The sequence below is a fragment of the Delftia sp. WSY_7 genome, from assembly GCF_043104845.1.
Classification (GTDB): Bacteria; Pseudomonadota; Gammaproteobacteria; order Burkholderiales; family Burkholderiaceae_C; genus Comamonas; species Comamonas tsuruhatensis.
Genome location: NZ_JBICLB010000034.1, coordinates 274,791 through 287,812, shown reverse-complemented (window position 1 = coordinate 287,812; position 13,022 = coordinate 274,791). Strand labels below are relative to the sequence as shown.

The following is a 13,022-nucleotide window of genomic DNA, read 5'->3' as shown; positions in this document are numbered from 1 at the left end:
TCAGTTGGCTCAGGCTTAGGGCGAAAAGGCCACCGCAAGGTGGTCTTTTCATTGGTGGCTTGGACATTGACCAGAACAACCATCTACATCGACGGCTACAACCTCTACTACTCGCGGCTCAAGGGCACGCCGTACAAGTGGCTGGACATTGCTGCGCTGTTTCGTGATCGCATCCTGCTGCCGCAAGACCCTGGCGCAGAGGTTGTCGCCATCAAGTACTTCACGGCCCCCGTCAAAGCCTCGTACGCCCGGCATGGCGAGGCATCGGTCCAGGCACAGACCCAGTACCTTCGCGCCCTGCGGGCACGAGACCCTGGCCTGATCCAGATCGTCAACGGCTTCCACGTCTTCGAACCCACATCCCTGCCGAGCTACCAAGCGGGCGCCAACCCGAGCAAGAACAACGTGTCGCGCGTCTGGATGATCGAAGAAAAGCAGACCGACGTGAACCTTGCGCTGCACGCCTACCGTGATGCAGTACGTGGCGAATGCGACCAGTTGGTGATCTGCTCCAACGACAGTGACGTGGAACCCGCACTGCGCATGCTGCGCGAGGACGTGCCCGCCGCCAGGCTGGGGCTGGTCATGCCATTGCGCGACAGGACCGCAGCAGACGGCAAAGTGCCCAACAAGCGCTTGACGGCGTTGGCGCACTGGGTTCGCCATCACATCAGGGACGACGAGCTGGCGCAATCGCAGTTGCCGCTGAACGTGCAGACGCGGAAAAAACCAGCCGGCAAGCCTGCGCATTGGTGAACCCCCACAAAGCGGCCCTGGGCGGAACGCTGCCGCCTAGGACCTCTTCCCCGAAGGCTCGTACGCCAGCTCCATCCGGTAGGCCAGCGCCAGGAACAGCGACTGCGCCAGGGTCAGCGTGCTGGTCAGGGAGCGAAAGCCGAAGGTGGCTGCGTCCTGGGCCAGCAGGGTGACGGTGGCGCGGGATGCCAGGGGGCTGAGCTGGCTGTCGGTCAGCGCCAGCAGGCGCGCGCCGCGTGCCAGGGCCGCGTCCACCACCTCCAGCGTTTCGGGCGCATAGGGCTCGAAGGAGACGGCCAGCATCACGTCGCCGGGCGCCAGCGCGCGCAGCTCGCCCTTTTGCATGGCGCCCAGGCCATGCAGCCAGTGCACGGGCTTTTCGGTGTGCTGCAGCGCATAGGCCAGGTAGGCGCCCACGGGGAAGGCCCGGCGCGAGGCGGCCAGCCACAGCGAGGGGGCACCCAGCATGAGGTCCACCGCCGCCTCGAACTGCTCGGGCGGCAGGCCGCGCTGCAGGGCCTGCAGGCTTTCGATGCTACCTTCGATGACCTCGTGCGCCAGACGCGCGCCGCTGCGCGGTTCGTTGCCCGAGGCGATCAGGCCCCGGATGCGGTCCTGGTAGTCATGCTGGGCCGAGAGCTGGCGCGCCGCATCGGCGCGGAACAGCGCCTGCAGTTCCGAGTACCCCGAGAACCCGAAATGCTTGGCAAAGCGCACCACGGCAGAAGGCTGCACACCGCACTGTTCGGCCGTGGCCTGGATGCCGTCGAAGGCCAGGCGGTCGCCCTGCATCTCCACATGCCGGCCTATGGCCTTGAGCTGGCGGCTCAGCGCCTCGAAGCCCTGGCGCAGCACGTCCAGGAAGGCAGCGCGGTCGGCGTAGGGGCCGCAGGCCGCAGTGGCGCCCGCATCGGCTGGTGTTTTTCTATTTTTCATATTTGTGGAAAATATTTTCTATTTCGATCTATGATCGCACGAACGCAACGATTATGGGGAGGCCCGCACGCCCCGGGCCCCTCGCAACGCACGGGCCTATGACCATGAGCATGCTGAACTTTCCCTCCGACCGTCCGCTGGACGTGGCCTGCCTGGGCCGTCTGGCCGTGGACCTGTACGCGCAGCAGATCGGCTGCAGCCTGGAGGAGGCCGGCAGCTTTGCCAAGTACCTGGGCGGCTCCTCCGGCAACATGGCCTTCGGCACGGCGCGCCTGGGGCTGCGCTCGGCCATGATTTCGCGCGTGGGCAATGAGCACAACGGCCGCTTCCTGGTCGAGACGCTGCAGCGCGAGGGCTGCGACACCAGCCAGGTGCAGGTCGATGCCCGGCGCCTGACCGGCATGGTGCTGCTGGGCATCAAGGACCAGGAGACCTTCCCCCTGCTGTTCGCCCGCGAGGACTGCGCCGACATGGCGCTGGACGCCGCAGCCATCAGCGAGGAATTCCTGGCCCGCTGCCGCTGCCTGGCCATCACGGGCACCCACCTGAGCGCGCCCGGCGTGCTGGCCGCCAGCCGCAGGGCGCTGGAGATCGCAGGCCGCCACGGACTGGTGCGCGTGCTGGACATCGACTACCGGCCCGTGCTGTGGGGCCTGACCGGACGGGGCGACGGCGAGACACGCTATGTCGCCAGCGCCGAGGTCAGCCGCAGGCTGCAGGCCGAGCTGGGCCCGTTCGAACTCATCATCGGCACCGAAGAGGAATGGCTGATCGCCGGCGGCGTGGAGGGTGACCTGATCGCCAGCCTGCGCCGCGTGCGCGAATGCAGCCGCGCCGTCTTCGTGGTCAAGCGCGGGCCGCTGGGCTGCTCGCTGATCGAAGGCGCGGTGCCCGATGCCATCGACCAGGCGCCCACGGTGCCGGGCGAACGCGTGGAAGTGCTCAATGTGCTGGGCGCGGGCGATGCCTTTGCCTCCGGCCTTCTGTCGGGGCTGCTGCGCGGCAAGAGCCTGGAGGCATCTGCGGCGATTGCCAACGCCTGCGGCGCCATCGTGGTCTCGCGCCATGGCTGCGCGCCGGCCATGCCCACGCAGGCCGAGCTGGCGCACTGGTTCTCGGGCCACCGCCATCCGCGTCCCGACCAGGACCCCGAGCTGTCCCACCTGCACCGCGTCAGCCGCGCGCGGCCGCAGTGGCCCGCGCTGTGCGTGCTGGCCTATGACCACCGCAGCCAGTTCGACGATCTGGCGCGCGAGGCCGGCGCAGCGCCCGCGCGGCTGCGCCCGCTCAAGCGGCTGATCAACGAGGTGGTCGCCCAGGTCGAGCGCGACCCGGGCAATGCGGGCCGCATGGGCGTGCTGATCGACGGCCGGCACGACCTGGGCGAGGCCGCGCTGCACGACGCCACGGGACGCGGCTGGTGGATAGGCCGGCCCATCGAGCGGCCGGGCTCGCGCCCGCTGCGCTTCGACGGCACGGACTCGCTGGCTTCCGAGCTGCTGCACTGGCCGCAAAGCCATACCGTCAAATGCCTGGTCTTCTACCACCCCGACGACACGCCCGCACTGCGCGCCGAGCAGGATGCCTGGCTGCAGCAGGTCTGGACCGCCACGCGCGCCAGCGGCCATGAGCTGCTGCTGGAAGTGATCCCGCCAAAGGACACGCTGGCGCCCGACGACCGGGGCGAGGCCGTGCTGCGTGCCATACGCCACTTCTACGACCTGGGCCTCAGGCCCGAATGGTGGAAGGTCGGCACCATGGCGCGCGAAAACTGGGAGGCGCTGGACGCCCTGGTGAACGAACGCGACCCCTGGTGCCGGGGCGCCGTGATCCTGGGCCTGTCCCAGCCCGTGGAGCAACTGGTGCAGGGCTTTGCCCAGGCGCGGGCACCCGTGGTCAAGGGTTTCATGATCGGCCGCAGCGTCTGGGCCGGACCCGCGCTGCAGTGGCTGCGCAACGAGCTGGACGATGCCGGCCTGCGCGATGCCGTCGCCGCCAACTTCCGTGCGCTGATCGCGGGCTGGGATGCCAGCCGCGTGGACGCGCGCCAGGACATCACCGAAGGAGCTGCGGCATGAGCCTGCTCGTCAAGGCCGCGCCCGGCCGCATCGTCACCGACATCACGCCCGCCAGCGCGGGCTGGAAGCACATCCACTTCAAGGCCCTGAGGCTGCAGGCGGGCGAGGTGGAGGCGCTGTCCACCGGCCCGCTCGAATACTGCATCACCGTGCTCACCGGCCAGGTGGACGTGCAGGTCGGCAGCCAGGCGTTCAGCGCCCTGGGCAGCCGCGCCAGCGTGTTCGAGGAGAGTGCGCCCACGGCCGTCTACGTGCCGCCCGGCCAAAGCCTGCGCATCACGGCGCGCAGCCCGGCCGACGTTGCCTTGAGCGCCGCACCCGCCACGGGCCGCCACGCCACGCGCGTGATCGCCCCCGAAAGCATGCGCCGCAGCGTGCGCGGCCAGGGCAGCAACACGCGCCATGTCTGCGACATCCTGCCCGAGACCGAGGCGGCCGAGTCCCTGCTGGTGGTCGAGGTCATCACGCCCGCAGGCAACTCGTCCAGCTATCCGCCGCACAAGCACGACAGCGCCGACCCCGCCGCGCCGGACGCCGAGACCGTGCTGGAGGAAACCTACTTCCATCTGCTAAACCCCAGCCAGGGCTTTGCCTTCCAGCGCGTCTACACCGATGACCGCAGCATCGACGAAGCCATGGCCGTGGAGCATCGCGACACCGTGATGGTGCCGCGCGGCTACCACCCCTGTGTGGCCCCGCACGGCTACGACCTCTACTACCTCAACACCATGGCCGGGCCCGAGCGGCGCTGGGCCTTTCGCAACGACCCCGCGCATGAATGGATGCTGCGGCCGCGCTGACGCACGGCGCAACAGACACCCATAAAAACCACCGGAGACAAAAAAATGCTGTTCAACCCAATGGCCCTGCACCGCAAGGCCTGGCTTTCCTGCGCCCTGCTGACGCTGGGCATGGGCACCGCCCAGGCGCAATCCGCCCCAGCCCCGTCCTCCCAGAGTGCGCCAGCCTGGCCCACCCAGCCCGTCAAATGGGTGGTGCCCTACGCACCGGGCGGCACCACCGACGTGATCGCGCGCCAGCTGGCCGTGCAGATGGGCAAGGACCTGGGCCAGCCCGTGGTGGTGGACAACCGTCCCGGCGCGGCCAGCATCATCGGCGCCACGCTGATCGCACGCGCCCCGGCCGATGGCTACACGCTGGGCACGGCCGACTCGGGCACGCTGGCCTTCAACCCCGCCATGTATGCGCGCCTGAGCTATGACGCGGGCAAGGACTTCAGCTACATCGGCGGCCTGGGCCGCATGCCGCTGGTGCTGGCCGTGCATCCGTCCTTCCCTGCGAAGAACGTGCAGGAATTCCTGGCCATGGCGCGCAAGGAGCCGGGCGGCATCTCCTCGGCCTCGTCGGGGCCGGGCTCGCCGCTGCACGTGGCGCTGGAGCTGTTCAAGCAGCGCACGGGCACCCAGATCCTGCACGTGGCCTACAAGGGCTCGGCCCCGGCGCTGCAGGACCTCATGGCCGGCCAGATCCAGTCCATGTTCGTGGACCTGCCGCCCAGCATCTCGGCCATCCGCGCGGGCAAGCTGCGCGTGCTGGCCGTGGCCACGCCCCAGCGCCTGCCCATCCTGCCCGACGTACCCACCATGGCCGAGGCCGGCGTGCCCGGTTTCGAAGCCTATGCCTGGCAGGGCTTCGTCGGCCCCGCCCACCTGAGCCCTGCGCTCACCGAGCGCCTGAACAAGAGCCTGGCCACCGCCCTGCGCCACCCCGAGACGCGTGCCAAGCTCGAAGAGATCGGCATACAGCCCATGGAGATGACGCCGCAGCAGTTCGCAGGCTTCGTGCGCTCGGAACAGGCGCTGTGGAGCGGCGTGATCAAGGCGGCCCAGATCAAAATGGATTGAAGCGCAGCAGCGACAAAAGACACTTAGAACAGATTCCGGAGACAACATGACCACCGCATCCCGCCGCCATTTCATCCGCTCACTCGGCGCCCTGGCCGCAGCGCCCGTCCTGCCCGCCGTGGCACAAGCGCCTGCCGGCGCCTGGCCCCAGCGCCCCATCGAACTCATCGTGCCCTTCGCTGCAGGCGGCGGCACCGACGTGCTGGCACGCGCGCTGGCCGAGGTGGCGCGCAAGCACCTGCCGCAGGACCTGATCGTGCTCAACCGCGCAGGCGCCAGCGGCGCCGTGGGCTGGACCGAGCTGGCCAATGCCCGGCCGGACGGCTACAAGATCGGCATCATCACCGTCGAGTTGACCATGATCCCGCACATGGGGCTGACCAAGATCAGCTCCGACGCCCTGCTGCCCGTGGCCCGCCTGAACGCCGACCCCGCCACCATCGCCGTGCGTGCCGACTCGCCCTATCGCAGCATCGAAGAACTGATCGCCGCCGCGCGCAAGGACGAGGCAGCGGTGCGCATCGGCAATGCCGGCCCGGGCTCGCTGGGCCACCTGGCCGCCGCCGCGCTGCAGGACAAGGCGGGCGTGAAGTTCAACCACGCGCCCTACCGCGGCGCCAACCCCGCCGTGCTCGACCTGCTGGGCGGCCACATCGAGGCCGTGGCCGTCACGCCCGTGGAGGTGGCCACCTATGTGGCGGCCGGCAAGATCCGCCCGCTGGCCATCATGGCCGAGCAGCGCATACAGGCCGGCTGGGAAGCCGTGCCCACGCTCAAGGAGCGCGGCATCGACCTGCTCATCGGCGGCTGGCGCGGCCTGGCCGTGCCCCGCAATACGCCCGACGCCGTGGTCCAGACCCTGCGCAAGGCCATGGCCCTGACCCTCAAGGACCCCGTCCTGCGCGAAACCATGGCCAAGCAGAACATGGGCGAGGGCTACCTGGACCAGCCCGAATTCAAGGCCGTGATCGACCGCGACAACGCGGTGTTCAAGCAATTGGTGGACAAGCTGGGGATCAAGGCCTGAGGGCTCGCCCTCAGCGGATGAACCCCGCCGCAAACGACTCCCGCAGAAAGTCCACGAACACCGCCACCGCGCGCGGGACGTGGCTGGCGTAGGGGCGGATGGCGAACAGCTGTTCGCCGAAGGCGTCGACGGGCCGCCAGCCGGGCAGGACTTCGCTCAGGTGGCCGGAGGCCAGGCCCGATTGCGCGCTGAAGTCCGGAACCAGGGCGATGCCCAGGCCGGCCAGTGCCGCGTCGCGCAGGATTTCGCTGTTGTTGGCGGCAAAGCCGCCGGTCACGGGAACGACGACGCGCACGCCGTCCACGCCGGCGTCGCGGGGAACGAAGCTCCAGGCCGGGGCACCCTGGGTGCGCGGATAGTGCAGGCAGTGGTGCGCGGCCAGGTCCTGCGGCGTGGACGGGGTGCCGTGCGCGGCCAGGTAGTCCGCGCTGGCCACGAGCAGCGAGCGCGTGGGCGCCAGCGCCCAGGCCACATGGGTTTCGGGCGGCGCCGTGACGTGGCGTATGGCCAGATCAAACCCTTCCAGCGCCAGCGAGCGTATCTGGTCCGACAGGTCCAGCTCCAGCCGGATCTGCGGATGTGCGCGCAGGAAGGCCGGCAGGCGCGGCATGAGTTGCTGGCGCGAAAAGGCCAGCGGCGCCGTCACGCGCAGCAGGCCGCGCGGTGCGGCAGCCAGGTCGCGCACGCCGGAGAAGCTGTGGGCAATGTGCTCGAAGGCACCGCGCGTGTCGTCCACCAGGCGCTGGCCCGCTTCGGTCAGGCGCACGCTGCGCGTGGTGCGGGTGACCAGGGCGATGCCGGCTGCACGCTCCAGTTCGGCCACGCGCTGGCTCATGGCCGCCTTGCTCACGCCCAGGCGCGCGGCGGCCGAGGTGAAGCTGCCCTGCTGCTCCAGTACGACCAGCCAGTGCAGGTGGCTCCACAAGGCCTCGGCCTTGGCATCGGGTTTTTCATTTGCCATGCATGGATTGTTCAGCAAATCGAACAATCAATTCAAGCGCAGCGCCTAGGCAGGCAGAAAGCGCACTTCTAGACTGCCTGGCATGAACACCGCAAACACCTCCTTCGCTTCCATCGTCCACTACGTCAACGGCCAGCGCACGGCAGGTGCCAGCGACCGCGGGCAGGACGTGACCAACCCGGCCACCGGCCAGGTCACGGGCCGCGTGGCCCTGGCCTCGCGCGCCGATGTCGATGCCGCCGTGGCGGCGGCCAAGGCGGCCTTCCCGAAGTGGGCCGATACGCCGCCCATCCGCCGTGCACGCGTGCTGCTGCGCTTCCTGGAGTTGCTCAACCAGCACAAGGACGAGCTGGCCCATGCGATCACGGCCGAGCACGGCAAGGTCTTCACCGATGCGCAGGGCGAAGTCAGCCGCGGCATCGACATCGTGGAATTCGCCTGCGGCATTCCGCAGCTGCTCAAGGGCGATTTCACCGACCAGGTCTCCACCGGCATCGACAACTGGACGCTGCGCCAGCCCCTGGGCGTGGTCACGGGCATCACGCCCTTCAATTTCCCGGTGATGGTGCCGATGTGGATGTTCCCGGTGGCCATTGCGGCGGGCAATACCTTCGTGCTCAAGCCCAGCCCCATCGATCCCACACCGTCGCTGCTGATCGCCGACCTGCTCAAGCAGGCGGGCTTGCCTGACGGCGTGTTCAACGTGGTGCAGGGCGACAAGGAGGCGGTGGACGCGCTGATCGAGCATCCCGACGTGAAGGCCGTGAGCTTCGTGGGCTCCACGCCCATTGCCAACTACATCTACGAGACGGGCGCGCGCCACGGCAAGCGCGTGCAGGCCCTGGGCGGCGCCAAGAACCACATGGTGGTCATGCCCGATGCCGATATCGAGCAGGCCGTGGACGCGCTGATCGGCGCCGGCTACGGCTCGGCCGGCGAGCGCTGCATGGCCATCAGCGTGGCCGTGCTGGTGGGCGACGTGGCCGACCAGCTGCTGCCGCGCCTGATCGAGCGCACCAAGGCGCTGAAGGTGCTGGACGGCGAGGACCTGGCCGCGGAAATGGGCCCCATCGTGACCCGCGCCGCGCACGAGCGCATCAGCGGCTACATCGACCTGGGCGTCAAGGAAGGCGCGCAGCTGCTGGTCGATGGCCGGGGCTTCGACGGCAAGGCGGCCGGCTCCTCCACAGGCACGGACACCTCGGGCGGCTTCTGGCTGGGCGGCACGCTGTTCGACCATGTCACGCCCGACATGCGCATCTACAAGGAAGAGATCTTCGGCCCCGTGCTGGCCGTGGTGCGCGCCAAGGACTTCGCCGAGGCCGTGCAGCTGGTCAACGACCATGAGTTCGGCAACGGCGTGGCCTGCTTCACGCGCGACGGCAATGTGGCGCGCGAGTTCGGCCGCCGCATCGAGGTCGGCATGGTCGGCATCAACGTGCCGATTCCCGTTCCCATGGCCTGGCACGGCTTCGGCGGCTGGAAGCGCAGCCTGTTCGGCGACATGCACGCCTACGGCGAGGAAGGCGTGCGCTTCTATACCCGCCAAAAGAGCATCATGCAGCGCTGGCCCGAGAGCACGCCCAAGGGCGCGGAATTCGTGATGCCCACGGCCAAGTAGGCGCAGTCCCCCTCCATGAAAAAACCAGCCCGCGGGCTGGTTTTTCTTTGGGGACTGCGACCTGTCAGAAGCGGTATCCGATGCCGATGGCGTAGACGTTCGGATTGAGCTTGAGCGACACGCTCTGGCCCGAGGACAGGTGCGCCGTGGTCTTCAGGAAGCTCTTGTAGTAGGCCACGTCCAGGAACCAGCGCTCGTTGAAGTTGTAGACGAAGCCGATCTGGGGCGTCAGGCCCCATTTGCTGTCCACCGAGGCCGTGGTCGGGTTGGCCAGCGTGCCGCCGGTCAGGCCGTTGAGGGAGGCCGTGGTGCGCTCGCCGAAGAACTTGGCATAGGTCACGCCCAGGCCCAGGTAGGGGCGGAAGGCGGAGTTGGCCTCGCCGAAGCGGTACTGCGCGAACACGGTGGCGGGCAGCACCTTGGTGCGGCCCAGCTTGCCCGTGCCGGAGATGGCGCCATTGCCCACGAAGTCATGCTTGAACGGCAGGCCCATGGGCACGTCGATGGCCCAGTTGTTGGTGACCATGTAGGTCACGCCGCCCGTGAGCTGGCTGTTGGCCTTCACGTCCACGCGGGTGTCGGGGAAGCTGGGTGTGCTCAGCCAGCCGCTGCTGGTCTGGGGATCGATGCGCGTGGCGCCCAGGCGCACGCTCCAGGTGCCGGCGGACTGGGCGGTGGCGGCCATGCAGGCCGTGGCCATGGCCACGGCGGCGGTGATGCGCAGGAATGTCTTCATGGATGTGTCTCCTCGTGCTGCATGACTGCGATCACAGCCAGCCGGCACGGGCCAGGGTGCGGGAGGCCAGCTGGCTCATCTGCTGATGGCCATAGGGCGTGGGGTGGAAGCTGTCGGCAAAGGCATAGCTCTTCCACCAGTTGGCGCTGGTCTCGCCCACGGGAATGGAGGCGGACAGCGCGGCCTCGGTGCAGGTCGGGAAGCTGTAGGTGGGCAGGCCGTCGGCGCCCACGCCGGTGGCAGGGCAGGCCGCCTTTTTCACGTTGGTGTAGGCGTACTGGGCGGGGTCGGCCATCTGCTGGCGGAACTCGCTGTAGAAATCGATGATGGCCACGCGGCTCTCGCCCGCGAAGCCGGTGGCAACCTGCTGGTTGAAGGCCTTGACCCAGCCGTCGAACACGGTCTCCAGCTGGGCGGCGGCGGCCGAGCCCTGCTGCTGGGCCACCGATTGCAGTACCAGCTGGAAGCGCGGCGTCAGCGTGATGGCCGGCACGTTGAGGATGGCCACGCGCGTGGCGCCCTTGCCCAGCACATTCGCCTGGATGGTGGACACATAGCCCTTGGCCAGGTTCTGCATGTACAGGCCGCCGGCCTGGGCCATGCCGGCCTGGCCCTGCTGCAGCAGCGCACCCAGCGTGGCCGCGTCGATCTTGGTGGACAGCAGCGCCTTGAAGTTGGCGCCCTGGTCCCTGGAAGCGGCCAGGAAGGCGCCGATCACGTCGGCCGCGTCATTGGCGCCGCCGTCGATCACGGCCAGGTCATCGGCCGTGAAGCCAGCCGCGCCGGCCAGCAGGATCTGCTGCGTGATGGAGATGGGCGCCGTGGGCGCGCTGGTGTAGTTGATGCGGCCGCCGCCCACGGCGTAGTTGTTGCACGAGGTGTTGGGCGTGAAGGCCGTGCCGTTGAAGCGCGGGCACAGGGAGATGTTGTACAGGCCCGCCACGCGCTCGGCCCAGACCTGGTTGGAGCCGGCGCCTGTCAGCGTGGCGTTCTGCACGGTGAACTTGTAGCCGAAGGTGCCGCTGTCGGAGAGGCTGTCGCCCATCACCTTGACGGAGGTGATCTTGGCACGGGGGGTGGTGTCGGCGCCGCTGCCGCCACCGCAAGCGGCCAGCAGGCCGGCCGTGGCCAGGGAGGCCGCGAGGATTCGATAACGATTTGCCAAGGTGTGATCTCCGTGAAGTGTTGTGAATAGCACGACCGTGCTTTTTTTGGTGATTGCCATCGTAGCGACAGTCGCACCTTGGCGACACCGGGCAAGTACCGATAGGAATCGCGGGCCTACCGGGCATTTCGCACGCGGGCGAATAGACGATAAATACCGGTCTGGCGCCCGCAGGCAGGACAAGGCCCTTGCCGGGCAGGAGGCGGAAACACAACGGAAAGGGCCTGCAAAAGCAGGCCCTGGAACAGGAGCGCAGGCGGCGTATCAGCGGTCGTGCGCCGTCCAGTCCACCAGCGCATCCCAGGCCGCGCGCGCGGCGGCCGCATTGGCGTGGTTGGCCATGGCCACCAGCACGTATCGGCGGCCGCTGGCGCCATCCACATAGCCGGCCAGGGCCGAGGCATCGCGCAGCGTGCCGGTCTTCAGGTGCGCCATGCCCTGGACGCGGCTGAGGCTGCGGCGCAGCGTGCCATCGACGCCGACGATGGGCATGGAGGCCACGAACTCCGGCATCACGGGCGAGGCCCAGGCCTGCTGCAGCATGCGGCCCAGGCCGGAGGCCGTGATGCGCGCCTCGCGGCTCAGGCCCGCGCCGTTGTCGGCCACGGGCTGCTCGGCCGCACCCCAGCGCGCCTGCCACCACTGGCCCAGCGCCTGGCGCGAGGCCTCGAAGCTGGCCACGCCGGTGCGCTGCATGCCCATGGTCAGGAACACCTGCTGGGCCATGACGTTGTTGCTGTATTTGTTGATGTCCCGCACCACCTCGGCCAGCGAGGGCGATTCGCTCTGGAAGACCGGCTGCAGGCCGGCCGGCACGCGGCCGTCGCGCACGGTGCCCGTGAGCTTGCCGCCCAGCTCGCGCCACATGCCCTCGATGGCGCGCGCCGCGAAGGCCTCGGGCTGGGCCGGCGCCAGCGACCAGCTCTTGTCGCCGCAGCTGGCCGGGAACGTGCCGGCAAAGGCGATGCGCAACGGGTCGGCCATGTCCAGCTGCAGCCGGGCGCGCCAGTCGCCGCACTCGCTGCCTGCCGGTGCCAGCGGCACGGTTTCCTGTTGCTGGATTCCGGCCAGCGGCGGATCGTATTGCAGCCGCGCCACGCCCGCCGCGGCGTCGGGCACAAAGCCGACCGTCACGGCCTTGTAGTTGACCAGCAGGGCGTCGGGTGCCACGTTGTAGGGGCGCCAGGGCTCGTTGTCGAAGGTGGAGGGATCGTGGGCGGGGACGGAGAACGCGCTGCGGTCCAGCACGATGTCGCCCACGATGACCTTGATGCCCATGCCCTGCAGGCGGCGCAGCATCAGCCACAGCCGCTCCATCACGAGCTTGGGATCGCCCTGGCCCTGGATGTACAGCGGCCCGCGCAGCACGCCGTCCTGCACCGGCCCGCCCAGGAAGACGGGCGTGCGCCAGACATGGGCAGGACCCAGCTGGTCCAGCGCCGCATAGGTGGTGACCAGCTTCATCACCGAGGCCGGGTTCATGGCCACATGGCTTTGCCAGTCCAGGCGCGGAGCGGCCCGGCCATCGACCTCGACCACCAGGGCCGAGACCGCGTCGCGCGGCAGCTTGGCGCGCGCAAGCGCCGCCTCCACGGCCGGGGGCAGCCGGCTTTCGCGTGCAGTCTTGGTGGACAGCGAGGCCGGCGAGGTGGGCGCATCTGCCTGGGCGCTTGCCACGCCGGGCAGGACGGACGCCGCCAGCAGCGCGGCCGCCAGGCCCCGGCGGGAAAGCGGCAATCCAAGATAGAAGGCGGAGGAAATCGAGGAAATAAGGGAAGAAGACGTCGAAAGATGCAACATGGCCGGCAAGTCTACGCCGGTCATTGCAGCCCTGCCGGGCGCGGGACGGGCGGGGCACCGATAATCCTGCACTTGCT

The 13,022-nt window shown here is 68.9% G+C and carries 11 protein-coding genes; 6 read left to right on the top strand and 5 right to left on the bottom strand.

Annotation, left to right across the window (positions count from 1 at the left end):
• Positions 1–66 precede the first annotated feature (66 nt).
• Positions 67–756, top strand: coding sequence for an NYN domain-containing protein (locus ACF8ME_RS16120; protein ID WP_227468504.1), 690 nt, complete (start codon positions 67–69; stop codon positions 754–756).
• A 36-nt stretch (positions 757–792) separates the two neighbouring features.
• Here ACF8ME_RS16120 and ACF8ME_RS16115 read toward each other — a convergent pair whose 3' ends face one another.
• Entirely contained in the window at positions 793–1,692 is a 900-nt protein-coding gene (locus tag ACF8ME_RS16115; protein ID WP_392417362.1) for a MurR/RpiR family transcriptional regulator, read from the bottom strand.
• 104 nt (positions 1,693–1,796) lie between these two features.
• Here ACF8ME_RS16115 and iolC point away from each other — a divergent pair, with 104 nt between their 5' ends.
• From iolC to ACF8ME_RS16095, 4 genes are read left to right on the top strand one after another with little or no spacing between them, the layout of a single operon-like run.
• On the top strand, positions 1,797–3,770 hold the full coding sequence (gene iolC, locus ACF8ME_RS16110; RefSeq protein ID WP_392417360.1) for a 5-dehydro-2-deoxygluconokinase: 1,974 nt from the start codon (positions 1,797–1,799) through the stop codon (positions 3,768–3,770).
• Complete coding sequence (iolB, locus tag ACF8ME_RS16105; protein ID WP_016452033.1) at positions 3,767–4,570, top strand: 5-deoxy-glucuronate isomerase; 804 nt, start codon at positions 3,767–3,769, stop codon at positions 4,568–4,570. The genes iolC and iolB overlap by 4 nt, the downstream gene beginning before the upstream one ends.
• A 45-nt stretch (positions 4,571–4,615) precedes the next feature.
• Positions 4,616–5,635 (top strand): tripartite tricarboxylate transporter substrate binding protein, encoded by a 1,020-nt coding sequence (locus ACF8ME_RS16100; RefSeq protein ID WP_267178266.1) that lies wholly within the window; start codon positions 4,616–4,618, stop codon positions 5,633–5,635.
• A gap of 46 nt (positions 5,636–5,681) precedes the next feature.
• A complete protein-coding gene (locus tag ACF8ME_RS16095) occupies positions 5,682–6,662 on the top strand; it encodes a tripartite tricarboxylate transporter substrate binding protein (RefSeq protein ID WP_016452035.1) in 981 nt (326 codons plus the stop codon).
• A gap of 10 nt (positions 6,663–6,672) precedes the next feature.
• Here ACF8ME_RS16095 and ACF8ME_RS16090 read toward each other — a convergent pair whose 3' ends face one another.
• Positions 6,673–7,623, bottom strand: a complete 951-nt coding sequence (locus ACF8ME_RS16090; RefSeq protein ID WP_016449120.1) for a LysR family transcriptional regulator — start codon at positions 7,621–7,623, stop codon at positions 6,673–6,675.
• An 82-nt stretch (positions 7,624–7,705) separates the two neighbouring features.
• Here ACF8ME_RS16090 and ACF8ME_RS16085 point away from each other — a divergent pair, with 82 nt between their 5' ends.
• Complete coding sequence (locus ACF8ME_RS16085) at positions 7,706–9,244, top strand: CoA-acylating methylmalonate-semialdehyde dehydrogenase (RefSeq protein ID WP_016449119.1); 1,539 nt, start codon at positions 7,706–7,708, stop codon at positions 9,242–9,244.
• Between the two features lie 64 nt (positions 9,245–9,308).
• Here the strand turns inward: ACF8ME_RS16085 and ACF8ME_RS16080 are convergent, their stop codons facing one another.
• From ACF8ME_RS16080 to dacB, 3 genes are all read right to left on the bottom strand, one after another.
• Complete coding sequence (locus tag ACF8ME_RS16080; RefSeq protein WP_016449118.1) at positions 9,309–9,980, bottom strand: OmpW family protein; 672 nt, start codon at positions 9,978–9,980, stop codon at positions 9,309–9,311.
• A gap of 31 nt (positions 9,981–10,011) precedes the next feature.
• On the bottom strand, positions 10,012–11,145 hold the full coding sequence (locus ACF8ME_RS16075; protein WP_047217891.1) for an SGNH/GDSL hydrolase family protein: 1,134 nt from the start codon (positions 11,143–11,145) through the stop codon (positions 10,012–10,014).
• Between the two features lie 264 nt (positions 11,146–11,409).
• Entirely contained in the window at positions 11,410–12,945 is a 1,536-nt protein-coding gene (dacB, locus tag ACF8ME_RS16070) for a D-alanyl-D-alanine carboxypeptidase/D-alanyl-D-alanine-endopeptidase (RefSeq protein ID WP_392417356.1), read from the bottom strand.
• Positions 12,946–13,022: the final 77 nt, after the last annotated feature.

What these genes read in the sequence shown, in the direction of transcription:
- ACF8ME_RS16115 (WP_392417362.1), bottom strand. Translation starts at nt 1,692, where the DNA reads ATGAAAAATAGAAAAACACCAGCCGATGCGGGCGCCACTGCGGCCTGC.
- iolC (WP_392417360.1), top strand. Translation starts at nt 1,797, where the DNA reads ATGAGCATGCTGAACTTTCCCTCCGACCGTCCGCTGGACGTGGCCTGC.
- iolB (WP_016452033.1), top strand. Translation starts at nt 3,767, where the DNA reads ATGAGCCTGCTCGTCAAGGCCGCGCCCGGCCGCATCGTCACCGACATC.
- ACF8ME_RS16100 (WP_267178266.1), top strand. Translation starts at nt 4,616, where the DNA reads ATGCTGTTCAACCCAATGGCCCTGCACCGCAAGGCCTGGCTTTCCTGC.
- ACF8ME_RS16095 (WP_016452035.1), top strand. Translation starts at nt 5,682, where the DNA reads ATGACCACCGCATCCCGCCGCCATTTCATCCGCTCACTCGGCGCCCTG.
- ACF8ME_RS16090 (WP_016449120.1), bottom strand. Translation starts at nt 7,623, where the DNA reads ATGGCAAATGAAAAACCCGATGCCAAGGCCGAGGCCTTGTGGAGCCAC.
- ACF8ME_RS16085 (WP_016449119.1), top strand. Translation starts at nt 7,706, where the DNA reads ATGAACACCGCAAACACCTCCTTCGCTTCCATCGTCCACTACGTCAAC.
- ACF8ME_RS16080 (WP_016449118.1), bottom strand. Translation starts at nt 9,980, where the DNA reads ATGAAGACATTCCTGCGCATCACCGCCGCCGTGGCCATGGCCACGGCC.
- dacB (WP_392417356.1), bottom strand. Translation starts at nt 12,945, where the DNA reads ATGTTGCATCTTTCGACGTCTTCTTCCCTTATTTCCTCGATTTCCTCC.